This window comes from Streptomyces sp. NPDC059499 (assembly GCF_042749285.1).
Classification (GTDB): domain Bacteria; phylum Actinomycetota; class Actinomycetes; order Streptomycetales; family Streptomycetaceae; genus Streptomyces.
On the sequence record NZ_JBHYTT010000001.1, the window covers coordinates 449,381 to 465,497 of the forward strand.

Annotated in this window: 16 protein-coding genes; 13 read left to right on the forward strand and 3 right to left on the reverse strand. The window is 69.8% G+C overall.

Annotation, left to right across the window (positions count from 1 at the left end; all coding sequences use genetic code 11):
* The first annotated feature begins 13 nt into the window (after positions 1–13).
* From ribH to ACFW9O_RS02080, 6 genes are all read left to right on the forward strand, one after another.
* A complete protein-coding gene (ribH, locus tag ACFW9O_RS02055) occupies positions 14–499 on the forward strand; it encodes a 6,7-dimethyl-8-ribityllumazine synthase (RefSeq protein ID WP_307128077.1) in 486 nt (161 codons plus the stop codon).
* A 35-nt stretch (positions 500–534) separates the two neighbouring features.
* Positions 535–807, forward strand: coding sequence for a phosphoribosyl-ATP diphosphatase (locus tag ACFW9O_RS02060; RefSeq protein ID WP_056787177.1), 273 nt, complete (start codon positions 535–537; stop codon positions 805–807).
* Between the two features lie 53 nt (positions 808–860).
* The gene (gene hisG / locus ACFW9O_RS02065) at positions 861–1,709 is read left to right on the forward strand and encodes an ATP phosphoribosyltransferase (protein ID WP_384603972.1); all 849 of its coding nucleotides are present in this window, start codon (positions 861–863) and stop codon (positions 1,707–1,709) included.
* A gap of 41 nt (positions 1,710–1,750) precedes the next feature.
* Positions 1,751–2,227 carry a PH domain-containing protein gene (locus tag ACFW9O_RS02070; RefSeq protein WP_351176152.1) on the forward strand — a complete coding sequence of 159 codons (477 nt, stop codon included), beginning with the start codon at positions 1,751–1,753 and terminating at the stop codon, positions 2,225–2,227.
* Positions 2,228–2,410: 183 nt separating this feature from the next.
* Positions 2,411–3,778 carry a hemolysin family protein gene (locus tag ACFW9O_RS02075; protein WP_384603975.1) on the forward strand — a complete coding sequence of 456 codons (1,368 nt, stop codon included), beginning with the start codon at positions 2,411–2,413 and terminating at the stop codon, positions 3,776–3,778.
* Positions 3,775–4,869, forward strand: a complete 1,095-nt coding sequence (locus ACFW9O_RS02080; RefSeq protein WP_384603977.1) for a hemolysin family protein — start codon at positions 3,775–3,777, stop codon at positions 4,867–4,869. Before ACFW9O_RS02075 ends, ACFW9O_RS02080 begins: the two co-directional genes overlap by 4 nt.
* A gap of 74 nt (positions 4,870–4,943) precedes the next feature.
* Here ACFW9O_RS02080 and ACFW9O_RS02085 read toward each other — a convergent pair whose 3' ends face one another.
* On the reverse strand, positions 4,944–7,172 hold the full coding sequence (locus ACFW9O_RS02085) for a transglycosylase domain-containing protein (RefSeq protein ID WP_384603980.1): 2,229 nt from the start codon (positions 7,170–7,172) through the stop codon (positions 4,944–4,946).
* A 221-nt stretch (positions 7,173–7,393) separates the two neighbouring features.
* Here ACFW9O_RS02085 and ACFW9O_RS02090 point away from each other — a divergent pair, with 221 nt between their 5' ends.
* The 5 genes from ACFW9O_RS02090 to ACFW9O_RS02110 all read left to right on the forward strand — a co-directional run bounded on the left by ACFW9O_RS02090 (position 7,394) and on the right by ACFW9O_RS02110 (position 12,303).
* The gene (locus tag ACFW9O_RS02090; RefSeq protein ID WP_384603983.1) at positions 7,394–8,365 is read left to right on the forward strand and encodes an SPFH domain-containing protein; all 972 of its coding nucleotides are present in this window, start codon (positions 7,394–7,396) and stop codon (positions 8,363–8,365) included.
* Between the two features lie 47 nt (positions 8,366–8,412).
* Positions 8,413–8,616, forward strand: coding sequence for a hypothetical protein (locus ACFW9O_RS02095; protein WP_384605224.1), 204 nt, complete (start codon positions 8,413–8,415; stop codon positions 8,614–8,616).
* A gap of 146 nt (positions 8,617–8,762) precedes the next feature.
* Positions 8,763–9,287: a PadR family transcriptional regulator gene (locus ACFW9O_RS02100; protein WP_351180573.1), complete on the forward strand. Its 525-nt coding sequence runs from the start codon at positions 8,763–8,765 to the stop codon at positions 9,285–9,287.
* On the forward strand, positions 9,284–9,970 hold the full coding sequence (locus tag ACFW9O_RS02105) for an ABC transporter ATP-binding protein (protein ID WP_384603986.1): 687 nt from the start codon (positions 9,284–9,286) through the stop codon (positions 9,968–9,970). The genes ACFW9O_RS02100 and ACFW9O_RS02105 overlap by 4 nt, the downstream gene beginning before the upstream one ends.
* On the forward strand, positions 9,967–12,303 hold the full coding sequence (locus ACFW9O_RS02110; RefSeq protein ID WP_384603989.1) for an FtsX-like permease family protein: 2,337 nt from the start codon (positions 9,967–9,969) through the stop codon (positions 12,301–12,303). The genes ACFW9O_RS02105 and ACFW9O_RS02110 overlap by 4 nt, the downstream gene beginning before the upstream one ends.
* Before the next feature lie 29 nt (positions 12,304–12,332).
* Here the strand turns inward: ACFW9O_RS02110 and ACFW9O_RS02115 are convergent, their stop codons facing one another.
* Positions 12,333–13,292: a hydrogen peroxide-inducible genes activator gene (locus tag ACFW9O_RS02115; RefSeq protein WP_384603991.1), complete on the reverse strand. Its 960-nt coding sequence runs from the start codon at positions 13,290–13,292 to the stop codon at positions 12,333–12,335.
* Positions 13,293–13,424: 132 nt separating this feature from the next.
* On the opposite strand from ACFW9O_RS02115, the gene ACFW9O_RS02120 reads away from it, so the two are divergent.
* Together ACFW9O_RS02120 and ACFW9O_RS02125 are read left to right on the forward strand one after the other, a co-directional pair.
* Positions 13,425–13,979 (forward strand): peroxiredoxin, encoded by a 555-nt coding sequence (locus tag ACFW9O_RS02120; protein ID WP_329207840.1) that lies wholly within the window; start codon positions 13,425–13,427, stop codon positions 13,977–13,979.
* Positions 13,980–13,991: 12 nt separating this feature from the next.
* Positions 13,992–14,525, forward strand: coding sequence for an alkyl hydroperoxide reductase (locus ACFW9O_RS02125; protein ID WP_384603995.1), 534 nt, complete (start codon positions 13,992–13,994; stop codon positions 14,523–14,525).
* Positions 14,526–14,604: 79 nt separating this feature from the next.
* Here ACFW9O_RS02125 and ACFW9O_RS02130 read toward each other — a convergent pair whose 3' ends face one another.
* Positions 14,605–16,005 (reverse strand): AI-2E family transporter, encoded by a 1,401-nt coding sequence (locus tag ACFW9O_RS02130; RefSeq protein ID WP_384603998.1) that lies wholly within the window; start codon positions 16,003–16,005, stop codon positions 14,605–14,607.
* Positions 16,006–16,117 lie beyond the last annotated feature (112 nt).

Below are 16,117 nucleotides of genomic sequence, written 5' to 3' on the forward strand. Positions count from 1 at the left end.
CAGTAGGAGAGACATGAGCGGCAAGGGTGCACCCGAACTGTCCGTACGCAACTGCGGTGACCTGCGGGTGGCGGTGATCGCCGCCCAGTGGCACGAGAAGGTCATGGACGGACTCGTCGACGGGGCCCTGCGCGCCCTGCACGACCTGGGCATCGACGAACCGACCCTGCTGCGGGTCCCCGGCAGCTTCGAGCTCCCGGTGGTCGCCAAGGTCCTCGCGGGACGCGGTTACGACGCGATCGTCGCCCTCGGAGTGATCATCCGCGGTGGCACCCCCCACTTCGAGTACGTGTCCCAGGGCGTCACCAACGGACTCACCCAGGTCACCGTCGACACCGGCGTCCCCGTCGGCTTCGGCGTCCTCACCTGCGACACCGAGGAGCAGGCACTGGACCGGGCCGGACTCGAGGGTTCCAACGAGGACAAGGGGCACGAAGCGGTCACCGCTGCCGTCGCCACCGCGGCCACGCTGCGCACCGTCAGCGAACCCTGGCGCTGAGAGAGGGTCCGGGACCCCGTATTCTAAGGACCATCATGGCGAACAAAACCTTCGAAGAGCTCTTCGCCGAGCTGCAGCTCAAGGCCGCCAACGGCGACCCCTCCACCTCCCGCACCGCCGAACTGGTGGACAAGGGTGTGCATGCCATCGGCAAGAAGGTCGTCGAGGAGGCCGCCGAGGTCTGGATGGCCGCCGAGTACGAGGGCAAGGAAGCCGCCGCCGAGGAGATCTCGCAGCTGCTGTACCACGTCCAGGTGATGATGGTCGCCCGCGGAATCTCCCTCGACGACGTCTACGCCCACCTCTGAGCACGCCCCCGCACGTTCCCGGAACTCCCTCCGCACAAAGGAAACCTGACCTCATGCTGCGCATCGCCGTCCCCAACAAGGGTGCAATCTCCGGGCCTGCGATGGCGATGCTCCATGAGGCGGGCTACCAGCAGCGCAAGGAGTCGAAGGAACTCGTCCTGGTCGACCCCACGAACGAGGTGGAGTTCTTCTACCTGCGGCCGCGCGACATCGCGATCTACGTCAGCTCCGGCCGCCTGGACATCGGCATCACCGGCCGCGACCTGCTGCTGGACTCCGGTGCCGACGCCGAGGAGATCCTCCAGCTCGGCTTCGCCCGTTCCACCTTCCGTTATGCCACGAAGCCCGGCACGGCCACCGGCCCGCAGGACTTCGACGGCATGACGGTCGCCACCTCCTACGAGGGCATCGTCGCCAAGCACCTCGCCGAAGTGGGTGTCAAGGCCTCGGTCGTGCACCTCGACGGCGCGGTCGAGACGGCCATCGAGCTCGGTGTCGCCCAGATCATCGCCGATGTGGTGGAGACCGGCACCAGCATGCGCAACGCCGGTCTGGAAGTCATCGGCGAGCCGATCATGTCCTCGGAAGCGGTCGTGATCCGCCGCAGGGGCGCCCCCGCCGACGAGCCCAAGGTGGAGCAGTTCCTGCGCCGCCTGCAGGGCGTCCTGGTCGCACGCAGCTACGTGATGATGGACTACGACTGCCGCGTCGAGCACCTGGAGCGCGCCGTCGCCCTCACCCCGGGCCTCGAGTCGCCGACCATCTCCCCGCTGCACCACGAGGGCTGGGTGGCCGTCCGCTCCATGGTCGCCGCCAAGGAGGCGCAGCGGATCATGGACGACCTGTACGAGCTCGGCGCCCGCGCCATCCTCACGACGGCCATCCACGCCTGCCGCCTCTGACGGCCCGGACCGACCAGCGCACACCGAAGGACGACAGTCTCATGTCCGCCCCCGCGTCCCGGACCGAACTCCCCGCTCTCCCGGTCACCTTCAGGCCCACCCTCACCCGGGTGGTCCTGCTGACCGTGGGGGTGGCCATGTTCGTCGTCATCACCGTCGTCGCCCTGATCCTCGAACACCTGAGCCCGGGGGAGCGGACCAGCTTCGTGTTCGTCGCGCTGCTCTTCCTCGGTGTGCTCGCCCTGCTCAGCAGGCCGAAGATCGTCGCCGACGAGGCCGGGGTCAGGGTGGTCAACATCACCCGGACCCGCCGACTGGCCTGGGCGGAGATCCTGCGCGTCAATCTGCGGGCGGGTGACCCCTGGGTCTTCCTCGACCTGAGCGACGGCACCAGCATGCCCGCCCTGGGCATCCAGCCCGGAATCGCCAGGGAACAGGCCATTCGTGACGCACGGACACTCCGCGCGCTCGTGGAATTCCACGGCACCGGAGCGGACGACGCCACGGAGAACGTCTGAGCCCCCTGCCCCGAAGAGCCGCATCTTGATTACTCTGGGGGGCGGTGGCGCCCTGAGCGCCCCGCCCCGCACCAGAGGCCCACGGGCCTGCGGGGCATTCCTGCGACCCAAGGAGTGACTCCCTCCAGCAATGGACGGATCGTCCGGTAGTACCTGCGCCGCCCTCTCCCCGGAGGCGGCGGCATGACAACCCCCCTGCTGCTTCTCAGCGCGGCATTCCTTCTCATCCTCGCCAACGGATTCTTCGTGGCAGCCGAATTCGGGCTCGTCACGGTGGACCGGCCGGACGCCGAGCGCGCCGCCGCCGAAGGCGACCGCCGGGCCCGCACCGTCGTCGCGGCCCTGCGTGAACTCTCCTTCCAGCTCTCCGGCACCCAGCTCGGCATCACCATCACCTCGCTGGTCGTCGGCATGCTGGCCGAACCCGCACTCGCCCAGCTGCTCGCCGGACCGCTCACCGCCACCGGACTGCCCGCAGGGGCCGTCCCCGGTGTGAGCGTCGTGATCGGCATGCTGATCGCCTCCGCCGTCCAGATGGTCATCGGCGAGCTCGTACCGAAGAACTGGGCGGTCTCCCGACCGCTCCAGGTCGCCCGGTTCGTCGCCGGTCCCCAGCACCGGTTCGCCACCCTCCTGAGGCCGGTGATCACCGTGCTGAACACCGTGGCCAACCGACTGGTCCGGCTGCTGGGCGTCGAGCCCACCGACGAGCTGGCCTCCGCGCGCACCCCCGGCGAACTGGTCTCGCTCGCCCGCCACTCGGCCGAGGCCGGCACCCTGGAGCAGGACACCGCCGATCTCTTCGTGCGGACCCTGTCGCTTGCCGGGCTCACCGCGCAGCACGTGATGACCCCGCGGGTGAAGGTCAGCGCCCTGCAGTCGTCGGCGACCGCCGCGGACGTCCTCAACCTCACCCGGGCCACCGGGCTCTCCCGCTTTCCCGTCTACCGGGACCGCATCGACGAGGTCGTGGGGATGGTGCACCTCAAGGACGCCCTCGCCGTCCCCGCCCAGGACCGGCTCCGGACCCCGGCGGGCCGGATCGCCGTACCGCCGCTCCTGGTACCGGAGACGCTGCCCGTCGAACAGCTGCTCCGGCAACTGCGCAACGAGCAGCCGATCGCCGTCGTGGTCGACGAGTACGGGGGCACCGCCGGTGTCGTCACCCTCGAGGACATCATCGAGGAACTCGTCGGCGAGGTGAGGGACGAGCACGACGCGGAAGGCGCCGACCGCCCCGAGCTGACGTCCGTCGTCACCGACGACGGGCATTCCGGCTGGGACGTGGAGGGAAGCTGCCGGGTACTGACCCTGCTGCGGATAGGCCTCGACGTGCCCGAAGGGCCGTACGAGACCGTGGCAGGACTGGTCGCCGACCTGCTGGGACGCATTCCCGCTCCCGGTGACCGGGCCGAGCTGCCCGGCTGGCGGATCTCCGTCCGCCAGGTCGGCCACTACCGCGCCGAGCAGGTGCGCTTCGTGCGGCTGGCAGGCGCGGCCGAACCGGTGGCGCAGGAGCCCGTCCGCGCGCTGGCGGAGGCTGTGCGATGAGTCTCGTCCAATTGATCTTCGCGGGGCTCCTGGTGCTGGCGAACGGCTTCTTCGTCGGCGCCGAATTCGCTCTGGTGTCCGTGCGTCGCAGTCAGATCGAACCCCTGGCCGCCAACGGGTCGAGCAGGGCGGGACAGGTGCTGTACGGCCTGGAGAACCTGCCGCAGATGATGGCCGCCGCACAGTTCGGCATCACGGTCTGCTCGCTCACCCTCGGCGCCGTCGCCGAGCCGACCGTCGCCCACCTCCTGGAGCCGGTCTTCCACGCGGCGCACATGCCCGAGGGGCTCATCCACCCCCTCGGCTACGCTCTGGCCCTGGTCTCTGTGATCTTCCTCCATCTCGTCATCGGCGAGATGGTCCCGAAGAACCTGGCCATGGCCGCTCCCGAGAAGACCGCGATGTGGCTCAGCCCCGGACTGGTCGGCTTCGCCCGGCTCTGCCGGCCGGTCACCTCGGCGCTCGGAGCGTGTGCCCGGCTCGTCCTCCGGCTCTTCAAGGTCGAGCCGAAGGACGAGGTCGAGTCCGTCTTCACCAGCGAACAGCTCAACCGGCTGGTGGAGGACTCCGGACAGGCCGGACTGCTCGAACCCGAGGCGCAGGAACGGCTCGGGGACGCACTGGAGCTGGGCAGCCGGCCCGTCACCGACGTGCTGCTCGACCGGGCTTCCCTGGTGACGGTGGATCCGTCCGTCACCCCGCGCCAGGTCGAGGAGCTGACCGTACGGACCGGCTTCTCGCGCTTTCCCGTCCGTGCGGAGGGCGGCGGCCCCTTCATGGGCTATCTGCACGTCAAGGACGTCCTCGAGCTGGAGGACGGCGAGCGGGCCGTCCCGCAGCAGATCTGGCGCCCGATGGCGACCGTGCGGGCGGAACTCCCGCTGGACGACGCCCTGACCGTGATGCGCCGTGCCGCGACGCATCTGGCCCAGGTCGCCGACGCCACGGGCAAGGTGCTCGGCCTGGTCGCCATGGAGGACGTCCTGGAAAAGCTCGTGGGTGAGGTCCGGGACCCGGCGCACCGCGTCTCGGTGCCCCGCCGCACGGTGAAGGTGCCGACGGACCACAAGGCCCTGGCCCCACTGGGCTGACGGGTCGGTGACCACCCAACAGAATCGGATCGGGGGGGGGGGGGGGGGCGGCCCCCCCCCCCCCTTCCGCATGCTCACTGTCCCAGCAGACCGTTCCCCGGGCGCTCGCCCGGCGGCTGGTCCCCGCCATCGGGGTCCTTGGTCGCGCTGGGATCGTCGCTCGGCGTCCCCGAGGGCGACTCGCTCGGCGGCCAGCTCGGCGTCGCCTCCTCGCTCGGTGTCCCGCTCGGCGTCTCGGTGGGCTCCTCGGTCTCCTCGGAGGGGGTCTCCTCCGGGGTCTCCGTCTCCGACGGAGTGGCCGAGGGGCGCTCGGTCACGGCCGTCTCACCGCGCTCCACACCCTCCAGGTCGAAGGTGGCGTCCGAGCCGCCGCCCAGTGCGCCGAGGGTGTAGTCCGCCCAGATCTTCGCGGGGAATCCGCCACCGTTGGCGCGGCCGGAGTTGGCCGTACCGGTCAGGGTGACCTGACCGCCGCCTTCCTTGGTGGACTCGCCGTACAGGGCCACGACCGTCGAGAGCTCCGGTGTGTAGGCCGCGAACCAGGCGGCCTTGTTGTTCTCCGAGGTACCCGTCTTGCCCGCCGCGTCGTAGGCCGAGGTGTTGGCCTCGCGGCCGGAGCCGATGTCGACGACCTCGGTGAGCGCCTTGGTCACCGTGTCGGCGGACGCCCGGCTGATCACCTGCTCGCCGGTGCCGTCGACCGGCTCCATGGTGCGGTCACGGTGCTTCGCGGACTTGACGATGGTCGGCGTGACCTTCTTGCCGTGGTTGTCGAGGGTGGCGTACACCCCGGCCATGTCCCAGGTCGAGGCGTTCATGGTGCCGAGGGTGATCGCGGGGGCCACGGGGAAGTTCTTGTCCGGTACGCCCATGGCCAGCGCGGTCTTCTTCACGGCGCTCGGGGTGACGTCCACGACCATCTGCGCGAAGACGGAGTTGATCGACTTGTCCATCGCCGTCTGGACGGTGGGGTTGTCGTAGCTGATGTCGTCCTCGTTCTGCGGACTGAACGGGATGTCGCTGCCCTCGACGGGGCGCTTGCTGGTGCCGTCGTAGACCGTGTCGAGACCGATCACGTCGCCGTCCTGGGTCTTCGACCCGTTCTCCAGCGCGGAGGCGAGCACCAGCGGCTTGAAGGTGGACGCGGGCTGGTAGTCCTGCCGCGTGGCGTTGGACAGCCAGTGCTCGGTGGCGCCGACACCGCCGTAGAGCGCGAGGACCTTGCCCGTCTTCGGGTCCACGGAGGTGGCACCGGCCTGGACGGTCGCGTCGGTCTTGTTGCCCTTGCGGTCGAGCTTGCTCTCCAGCTGGCGGTCGACCGACTTCTCGAGCTGCTTCTGCTTCTTCTTGTCGACGTTGAGGGTGATCGTCCAGCCGCCGGCCTCGCGCATCTCCTCGGTGATGCCCTGGCGCTCCATCTCCTGGTTGGCCGCCTCGACGAGGTAGCCGGCCTGCCCGTCCATGCCGGGGGCGGCCTTGGGGGACTTCGGGACGGGGAACGTCAGCTTGTCGCGCTCGGCCTGGTCGAGCCAGCCCTCGTCGACCATGTTGTTCAGGGTGTAGGCCCAGCGCTCCTTGACGAGCTTCTTGCCGGTCGGCGAGGCGACCGCCCAGTCGTACTGGCTGGGGGCCTGGAGCAGAGCCGCGAGATAGGCGCCCTGGGAGACGTCGAGATCCTTGGCGTCGACACGGTAGTAGGCCTGCGCCGCCGCCTGGATGCCGCTCGCGCCGCGTCCGTAGTACACGGTGTTGAGGTATCCGGCGAGGATGTCGTTCTTCTTCATGCGCTGGTCGACCTTGAGCGAGATCACCAGCTCCTTGAGCTTGCGGGTGACCGTCTGGTCCTGCGTGAGGTAGTAGTTCTTCACGTACTGCTGGGTGATCGTCGAGCCACCCTGCTTGCCCTTGCCGGAGAGCGTGTTGAGCACGCCGCGCGTGGTGCCCTTGAGGTCGACACCCTGGTCCCGGTAGAAGGACTTGTTCTCGGCGGCGACGAAGGCGTGCTGGACCTTCTTGGGCACGACGGCGAGGTCCACGATCTCCCGGTTGACGCCGGTGCCGGTACGGGCCAGGAGCGTGCCGTCGCTGTACTTGTAGACGTTGCTCTGCTTCTCGGCCTGGGCGTTGGCCGCCGGTACGTCCACGTACATGTAGAGCGCCACGAAGGCACCCATCACAAGCAGGCAGAGTCCGAAGAACGTGCCCAGCAACTTCCGCCAGGTGAAGAGTCCGCGTATGCCGCCGCTCCTCCCGGCCCGGCGCGCTCCCCGCCCCTGAGCTCGTCGCGCATCCGCTCGACCCATTGCTGTGGTGCTCCTGTTCCTCTGCTCGTTCTGCTCCGGTCAGACCAATCAGCTAACACCGAAAGCACGGACAAATGGCAAGCGATCCGGTCTTTTCCGGACGTGACAATCAGCACCTGTCACAAAGGAACCGACTCACGAGGGGGGCACAAGGTTGCGACGTCGGATAATGTGAAATCACATTGCTAGCACGGCATTGAGCCGTACGAATCGGGGGACCCATGTCCGCACCGCACGACCGTCCCGACTCCGCCGTCCCCGCCGCCGACCTGACGCCGGACGCGCCCGAGATGCCCGCCCCCCAGGTCAGGGAGACCACGGCGCACTCCATCCCCGGCGGCGTCGGGCTGCTCCTGACCGTCCTCGGGGTGTTCGTCGGCGTCGGCCTGGCCATCGCCGGCGGCGTTCTCGGCGCCAACGGGCACAACGGCATCGGCATCCCGCTCTTCATCCTGGGTGTGCTGCTCGTCATCGCCTCGTTCTTCTGCATGAGCGGTGTGAAAATGGTCGCTCCGGGCGAGGCCAGGGTCATCCAGCTCTTCGGCCGGTACGTCGGCACGATCCGCTCGGACGGTCTGCGCTGGATCAACCCGCTGACCTCCAGCCGCAAGATCTCCACCCGGGTCCGCAACCACGAGACGGCCGTCCTGAAGGTCAACGACGCGTACGGCAACCCGATCGAGCTCGCCGCGATCGTCGTCTGGAAGGTCGAGGACACCGCGCAGGCACTGTTCGAGGTGGACGACTTCCTGGAGTTCGTCGCCACACAGACCGAGGCGGCCGTGCGGCACATCGCGATCGAGTACCCGTACGACGCCCACGACGAGGGCGGCCTCTCGCTCCGCGGCAACGCGGAGGAGATCACCGAGAAGCTCGCCGTGGAGCTCACCGCGCGGGTCCAGGCGGCGGGCGTGCTGATCATCGAGTCGCGCTTCAGCCATCTCGCGTACGCCCCCGAGATCGCCTCCGCGATGCTCCAGCGGCAGCAGGCGGGCGCGGTCGTAGCGGCCCGCCAGATGATCGTCGAGGGAGCGGTGGGCATGGTCGAGATGGCCCTGACCCGCATCGCCGAACAGGACATCGTCGAGCTCGACTCCGAGCGCAAGGCGGCGATGGTCAGCAACCTGATGGTGGTGCTGTGCGGTGACCGTGCGGCGCAGCCGGTCCTGAACACCGGCACGCTCTACCAGTGACGGACGACGCCTCGACCCCTGCCGCCCGGCGGCCGCAGCGCAAGCAGATGCTGCTGCGGCTGGATCCCGCGGTGCACGACGCGCTGGCCCGCTGGGCCTCGGACGAGCTGCGCAGCGCGAACGCGCAGATCGAGTTCCTGCTGCGGCGGGCGCTCGCGGAGGCGGGGCGGCTGCCGGGCGGTGCGGCACCGATCCCCCGCCGGGGGCGCCCGCCGAATGCGCCGCCCCCGGAGCCGGGCGCCCCGGAGTGACCTCGCACCCGTGTCAGGGGCTCCGCCCCCGAACCCCCGCGCCTCAATCTCCGGCGGGGCTTGAATGTGCGGGCAGGGCCCCCGGGGTGGTCCCCACCCCGGGACTCGTATACACGCGAGGTATACACCCCATGTAGAGTGCCGCCATGTCAATCGGTCACACCCTTCTCGGGCTCCTCGAAGCCGGTCCCCGCCACGGCTACGACCTCAAGCGCGCCTTCGACGACAAGTTCGGCCACGACCGGCCCCTCCACTACGGCCAGGTCTACGCGACCATGTCCCGGCTGCTGAAGAACGGCCTCGTGGAGGTCGACGGCGTCGAGTCCGACGGCGGGCCCGAGCGCAAGCGCTACGCCATCACCGACGCCGGCATCACTGACGTCGCCACCTGGCTGGCGCAGCCGGAGAAGCCGGAGCCGTATCTCCAGTCGACCCTCTACACGAAGGTCGTCCTGGCCCTGCTCACCGGCCGCAGCGCCGCCGAGCTGCTGGACGCGCAGCGCTCGGAGCACCTGCGGCTGATGCGCATCCTCACCGACCGCAAGCGCAAGGGCGACCTCGCCGACCAGTTGATCTGCGACCACGCGCTCTTCCACCTCGAAGCGGACCTGCGCTGGCTGGAGCTGACCGCGGCACGCCTCCACCAGCTCGCCGAGGTCGTGGCCCCGTGACTCCTGCCGGCTCCCTGCTCGTCGCCCGCGACCTGCGCAAGACCTACGGTTCGACGGCCGCGCTCGACGGGGCCTCGTTCTCCGTCCACCCCGGTGAGGTCGTCGCCGTCATGGGCCCCTCCGGCTCCGGCAAGTCGACCCTCCTGCACTGCCTCGCGGGGATCATCACACCCGACTCCGGCTCCGTCACCTACGCGGGCCGGGAACTCTCGGAGATGCCGGACGCGCAGCGAAGCGCCCTGCGGCGCAGCGATTTCGGCTTCGTGTTCCAGTTCGGCCAGCTGGTCCCCGAGCTGACCTGCGTGGAGAACGTCGCCCTGCCGCTCCGGCTGAACGGCACCCGCCGCAAGGAGGCCGAGCGCATGGCCCTGCGGTGGATGGAGCGACTGGAGGTCGACGACCTGGTCGCCCAGCGCCCCGGCGAGGTCTCCGGCGGTCAGGGCCAGCGCGTCGCCGTGGCCCGTGCCCTCGTCGCCTCGCCCAAGGTGGTCTTCGCGGACGAGCCGACGGGAGCGCTGGACTCGCTCAACGGCGAGCGCATCATGGAACTGCTCACCGAGTGCGCCCGGACGGCCGGCACGGCCGTCGTCCTCGTGACGCACGAGGCGCGCGTCGCCGCGTACTCGGACCGCGACATCGTCGTGCGCGACGGCCGCTCCCGCGATGCGGAGTACGCCGTATGACCTGGCTGCGTGATCTCGGCCTCGGCATACGCTTCGCCGCCGCGGGCGGGCGCGAGGGCTGGGCGCGGACCGCGCTCACGGCCGCGGGCGTCGGCCTCGGCGTGGCGATGCTGCTGATCGCCTCGTCCGTGCCGCACCTGCTGGATCAGCGTTCCGTGCGCGACCGGGCCCGCGAGGAGGCCCCGGTGTCGCGCAACGCGGACGTCCCGAGGTCGGACACCACGGTCCTGCGGGTCAGTGCGGCAACCGAGTTCCGCGGCCGCACGGTCGACGGCTTCCTGATGCGCGCGGAGGGCGCCCGGCCGGCCGTTCCTCCCGGGGTCACGGCCTTCCCCGGGCCGCGCGAGATGGCGGCCTCACCCGCTCTCCGGGATCTGCTGGCCTCGCCCGAGGGCGCGCTCCTCAAGGAGCGGCTGCCCTACCGGATCACCTCGACGATCTCCGACGCGGGCCTGCTCTCTCCGAACGAGCTGTACTTCTACGTGGGCAGTGACACCCTGACTCCCGCCAACGGCGGTCACCGACTGGCCGGTTACGGCGACGGCGCCACCGGCGAGCCGCTCCCGCCCGTCCTGGTCGTCCTCGTGATCATGATCTGCGTGGTGCTGCTGGCACCCGTCGCGATCTTCATCGCCACGGCGGCGCGGTTCGGTGGCGAACGCCGTGACCGTCGGCTCGCCGCCCTCCGCCTGGTCGGTACGGACATCCCCACGACCCGCCGCATCGCGGCCGGCGAAGCGCTGTTCGGTTCCGTGCTCGGCCTGCTGGCCGGGGCGGTGTTCTTCCTCGTGGGCCGGAGGTTCGTCGGCTCCGTCGAGGTGTGGGACCACAGCGCCTTCCCGTCCGACCTGACACCGGCGGCCTGGTCGGCGGCCCTGGTCGCCCTCGCCGTACCGCTGTGCGCCGTGCTCGTCACGCTGACCGCCATGCGCTCGGTGGTCGTCGAGCCGCTGGGGGTCGTACGCCACACCGGCAGCCGCGGACGCCGTCTCTGGTGGCGTCTGCTGATGCCGGTCCTGGGACTGGCCGTGCTGGGACTGACGGGAAGAGTCGACGACTTCACACCCGTCGACCCGTACCCGATCGCGGCCGGCGCCGTACTGGTGCTGGTCGGACTGGCACTGCTGCTGCCCTGGCTGATCGAGGCCTGCGTGAAGAGGCTGCGCGGGGGGCCGCTCCCCTGGCAGCTCGCCGTCCGCCGGCTCCAGTTGAACAGCGGGGCGGCCACCCGCGCGGTCAGTGGCATCACCGTGGCCGTCGCCGGGGCGGTGGCCCTGCAGATGCTGTTCGCCGCGGTCGGCGACGAGTTCGAGGCGATGACGGGCCAGGACCCGTCGCGCGCCCAGTTCCACACCTTCTCGGAGACGGTCACCGGGCAGGCCGCCGCCCGGACCATCGAGGCGTTCCGGTCCACCGAGGGGGTGGACCGCGTCATCGGCACGGTCGAGACGTACGTGACCAAGCCGGGGACGTACAAGGAGGACGAGGTCACTCCCACCACCTCGCTCAGCATCGGCGACTGCGCCACCCTGAAGGAGCTCGCCGAGATCGGTTCCTGCAAGGAGGGCGACGTCTTCGTCGTCCACCCCAGGGGCGACAAGGAGATGAGCGACTGGGTCGACGAGACGGCGCGCAAGGGCGAGGAGATCGAGCTCGACCCCACCTCCGACCCGAAGCCGGGGGCAGAGTCCGCGCGCTGGACCCTGCCCGCCGACGCCCGGACCGTCACCGCCCGCGCCGACCCGCTGGGCGAAGAACAGTGGGGGATCATGGCGACGGTCGGGGCCATCGACCCGCGCACCCTGCCGAACGCCCAGACGATCGCGCAGATCAAGGTCGACGAGGGCGTGAAGGACGTCTCCGAGTACGTGCGGAACACGGCGGCCCGGATCGACCCCGCGATGCGGGTCGCGACCCTGACCTCGGTGACGCGCGATCGCCAGTACGCGAGCGTGCAGACCGGCCTGCGGTTCGGCGCCGCGGCGACACTGCTGCTCATCGCCGCCTCCATGCTGGTCTCCCAGCTGGAGCAGCTCAGGGAGCGCAAGCGGCTGCTGTCGGTCCTGGTCGCCTTCGGTACCAGCCGCGTCACCCTCGGCTGGTCGGTGCTCTGGCAGACGGCGGTACCGGTGGTCATCGGCCTCCTGGTCGCGACCGCGGGCGGCCTCGGGCTCGGCGCCGTGATGACGTGGATGCTGGCCAAGACCGTGACGCAGTGGTGGCTGTTCCTGCCGATGGCGGGTGCGGGCGGGGCCCTCGTCGTGGCCGTGACCCTGCTGTCGCTCCCCCTGCTGTGGCGCCTGATGCGCCCGGACGGCCTGCGGACGGAGTGATGCCGGAGTGGGCGCGCCGGGGGGCGCGCTCACTCCTCTGCGGGCACCCGTACCGGAAGGGTCACCAGGGCCTCCCGCAGTGCCGCCGCGAACTCCTCGAACTCCTCCTGGCGCGCCGTCCCCGTGCGGATCGCCAGGGCGACCCGCCGGGAGGGGGCGGGATCCACGAAGTACCCCGTGGTCAGCGCCTCGTTGCGGCCGGTCTCCACCGTCACCGCCGTGCGGGGCAGCAGCGTCACCCCGAGACCCCCCGCGACGAGCTGCACCAGCGTGGAGAGCCCCGCGGCGGTCGTCGTCACCGGCGCCCCGTCCGTGCGCCCCGCCTCGCGGCAGATGTCCAGGGCCTGATCGCGCAGGCAGTGCCCCTCGTCGAGGAGCAGCAGCGGCAGATCACGCAACGCCTCCCGAGGGATGTCCGTGCGCCCGCCCAGCTGGTGCTCCTGCTCCATGACGAGCACGAAGTCCTCGTCGAAAAGGGGAAGTTCGGTGACCCCGGGCACCCCGAGCGGGACGGCGAGCAGCAGCAGGTCCAGCCGTCCCGCCGCCAGCCCCTCCAGCAGCGAGGATGTCTGCTCCTCGTGCACCTGGAGGTCCAGCTCCGGGTAACGCTCATGGACGAGCCGCAGCACCGCGGGCAGCAGGTACGGCGCGACGGTCGGGATCACGCCGAGCCGGAGCACCCCGGTGAACGGTGCCCGCACCGCCTCCGCCTCCTCCATCAGCTCGCCCACGGCCTCCAGCACCGCGCCGGCCCGTACCGCGAGCCGCTCCCCGGCGGGCGAGAGCAGCACCTTGCGCGTCGTACGCTCGATGAGCTGGACACCCAGTGCCACCTCCAGCGCGGACACGGCTCCGGAGAGTGCGGGCTGACTCATCCCGATTGCTGCCGCAGCGTCCCGGAAGTGCAGATGCTCCGCGACGGCCGCGAAGGCGCGCAGCTGCGAGAGGCTGGGCTGTTTGGCCCTCATACCCTGATTTACGTACGCCACTGATAGGTACCTCCGATCATCACGACCGAGTGTAGCTATTTCCGCGATCAATGCACCCTGTGCCAAGGTGGAGATCGTCCAACCCCCAGGAACGCCCCCAAAAAGGGAATTCCTATGCTTCAAGGAGTGCGCGTGCTCACTGTCGGTGACAAGTTCCCCCAGTTCGACCTGACCGCTTGTGTGTCGTTGGAGACCGGCAAGGAGTTCGAGCAGATCAACCACAAGACCTACGAGGGTCAGTGGAAGATCGTCTTCGCGTGGCCGAAGGACTTCACCTTCGTGTGCCCCACCGAGATCGCCGCCTTCGGCAAGCTGAACGAGGAGTTCGCCGACCGCGACGCCCAGATCCTCGGCTTCTCCGGTGACTCCGAGTTCGTGCACCACGCCTGGCGCAAGGACCACCCGGACCTGACCGACCTGCCCTTCCCGATGCTGGCCGACTCGAAGCACGAGCTCATGCGTGACCTCGGCATCGAGGGCGAGGACGGCTTCGCCCAGCGCGCCGTCTTCATCGTCGACCAGAACAACGAGATCCAGTTCACGATGGTGACCGCCGGTTCCGTGGGCCGTAACCCCAAGGAGGTCCTGCGGGTCCTCGACGCCCTGCAGACCGACGAGCTCTGCCCCTGCAACTGGACCAAGGGCGAGAACACCCTCGACCCGGTCGCGCTCCTCTCGGGCGAGTGAGCTGATACCCACATGGCACTCGACGAACTGAAGTCGGCGATACCGGACTTCGCCAAGGACCTGAAGCTGAACCTCGGCTCGGTCATCGGCAACAGCGAGCTCCCGAAGCAGCAGCTCTGGGGCACCGTCCTCGCCTGCGCGATCGCCTCGCGCTCACCGAAGGTGCTGCGCGAGCTCGAGCCGGAGGCGAAGGCCAACCTCTCCGCCGAGGCGTACACCGCGGCGAAGTCGGCTGCCGCCGTCATGGCGATGAACAACGTCTTCTACCGCACCCGGCACCTGCTGTCGGACCCCGAGTACGGGAACCTCCGTGCGGGCCTGCGGATGAACGTCATCGGCAATCCGGGCGTGGAGAAGGTCGACTTCGAGCTGTGGTCGCTCGCCGTCTCCGCGATCAACGGCTGCGGCCAGTGCCTGGACTCCCACGAGCAGGTGCTGCGCAAGGCCGGCGTGGACCGTGAGACCATTCAGGAAGCCGTAAAGATCGCTTCGGTGATCCAGGCTGTCGGCGTGACCCTCGATGCCGAGGCCGTGCTCGCCGAGTAACACCCGCAGTACCCCTGTACGAGAAGGGCCCCGAGGACGACCGACCGTCCCCGGGGCCCTTCTTATGTCTCCGTACGCCCTACTGCTTCCCGGGCTCGCCCTGCGTGTCCGTCCCGTCGTCGTCGGCGGGTACCTCCCGGGCCTGCCCCGCCCCGGGTGCCTCCGTCGGCGCCACCCCGATCGCCGTCGCGCCGTGTGGCTGCGGTGAGTGGCGCAGGGCGTCCTCCCGCCCGTACGCCCGCAGGTAGCCGACCACGGTATTGGTCACGGCGACCAGCGGTACGGCGACGACCGCGCCGCCGATGCCGGCGATCATGCCGCCGGCCGCGACCGAGAGGACGACGGCCAGCGGGTGGACGCGCACCGCGCGGCCGAGGATGAACGGCTGCAGGATGTGGCCCTCGATCTGCTGCACGGCCAGCACCACGATCAGCACCATCAGCGCGGTGAACACGCCCTGGGTGACGAGTGCGACGACCACGGCGAGTGCCCCGGAGATCACGGCGCCGACCAGCGGGATGAAGGCGAAGAGGAAGATGAAGACGGCCAGCGGCACCGCCATGGGCACATCGAGGAAGTAGATCCCGAGGCCGATGAAGATCGCGTCGATCAGGGCGACGATCACCGTGCCCCGTACATAGGCGGTCAGCGTGCGCCAGGCGCGGGGTCCGGCACCGGCGACGCCCGGCCGGGCCTGGGCGGGTACCAGCTTGAGCACCCACTGCCAGATGCGCTTCCCGTCGTACAGCAGGAAGAGCGTCGAGAACATCGCCAGCAGAATCCCGGTGAGGACCTCCACCATCACGGTGACGCCCTGCAGTCCCGCCGAGGTGATCTCCTCGGTGTTGGTGCCGACGGTGTCGCTGAGGTTCTTCGCGATGTCGTTGATCTGCGACTCGGTGACGTGGAACGGGCTGTCCAGGAGCCAGCGCTTCAGCTCGTCGATGCCGTCGCGCACCCTGTCGGACAGCGTGTCGAGGTTGTCCATCACCTGCCACACGACGAACCAGCCGACCAGGCCCATGACGACGAAGCCGAGTACGGCGGTGACGGCGGTGGCGAGACCGCGCGGCAGTCCGAGCCGCTTCAGCCGCACGACGGTCGGCTGCAGCATGGCGGTCACGAGCAGTGCGGCGACGAAGGCAAGGACGACCAGCTGTACGGCACTGATGATCCGCATCAGTACCCAGAGGGTGCCCGCGAGCACCAGGAGCCGCCAGCCGGCCTCGGCCGCGACGCGCATCCCCCAGGGGATGGCCGCCACCGGATCGGGCCTGGCGGCCACGGAGGGAGCGTACGCGGGCGGGCGCGGCACCTGCTCGGCGGCAGCGGCGGAGGCGGCAACGGTGGAGAGGGTCGAGGAGGACACGGAATCGGCGTCGGCCCGCCGTTCGTCCTCGGCGCGCCGTTCTTCCAGGCGCGTCCCGATCTGCGTCAGTTCGGCGCCCAGACGCCCGAGCCAGCCCGGAAGTTTTGACATGAACTTTCCCTTTCCCCCGCTTGCTCCCATCACTCCCCCGGAGCTGTTCGGATCGACCGTACACGCGTGAAGCCCCGCACCGTATGACGGTGCGGGGCTTCACGAGGTTGAG

Coding starts and splice junctions, on each gene's coding strand:
- ACFW9O_RS02085 (WP_384603980.1), bottom strand. CDS start 7,172: ATGGGTCGAGCGGATGCGCGACGAGCTCAGGGGCGGGGAGCGCGCCGG.
- ACFW9O_RS02110 (WP_384603989.1), top strand. CDS start 9,967: ATGACCTGGCTGCGTGATCTCGGCCTCGGCATACGCTTCGCCGCCGCG.
- ribH (WP_307128077.1), top strand. CDS start 14: ATGAGCGGCAAGGGTGCACCCGAACTGTCCGTACGCAACTGCGGTGAC.
- ACFW9O_RS02090 (WP_384603983.1), top strand. CDS start 7,394: ATGTCCGCACCGCACGACCGTCCCGACTCCGCCGTCCCCGCCGCCGAC.
- hisG (WP_384603972.1), top strand. CDS start 861: ATGCTGCGCATCGCCGTCCCCAACAAGGGTGCAATCTCCGGGCCTGCG.
- ACFW9O_RS02100 (WP_351180573.1), top strand. CDS start 8,763: ATGTCAATCGGTCACACCCTTCTCGGGCTCCTCGAAGCCGGTCCCCGC.
- ACFW9O_RS02095 (WP_384605224.1), top strand. CDS start 8,413: ATGCTGCTGCGGCTGGATCCCGCGGTGCACGACGCGCTGGCCCGCTGG.
- ACFW9O_RS02125 (WP_384603995.1), top strand. CDS start 13,992: ATGGCACTCGACGAACTGAAGTCGGCGATACCGGACTTCGCCAAGGAC.
- ACFW9O_RS02060 (WP_056787177.1), top strand. CDS start 535: ATGGCGAACAAAACCTTCGAAGAGCTCTTCGCCGAGCTGCAGCTCAAG.
- ACFW9O_RS02070 (WP_351176152.1), top strand. CDS start 1,751: ATGTCCGCCCCCGCGTCCCGGACCGAACTCCCCGCTCTCCCGGTCACC.
- ACFW9O_RS02075 (WP_384603975.1), top strand. CDS start 2,411: ATGACAACCCCCCTGCTGCTTCTCAGCGCGGCATTCCTTCTCATCCTC.
- ACFW9O_RS02080 (WP_384603977.1), top strand. CDS start 3,775: ATGAGTCTCGTCCAATTGATCTTCGCGGGGCTCCTGGTGCTGGCGAAC.
- ACFW9O_RS02130 (WP_384603998.1), bottom strand. CDS start 16,005: ATGTCAAAACTTCCGGGCTGGCTCGGGCGTCTGGGCGCCGAACTGACG.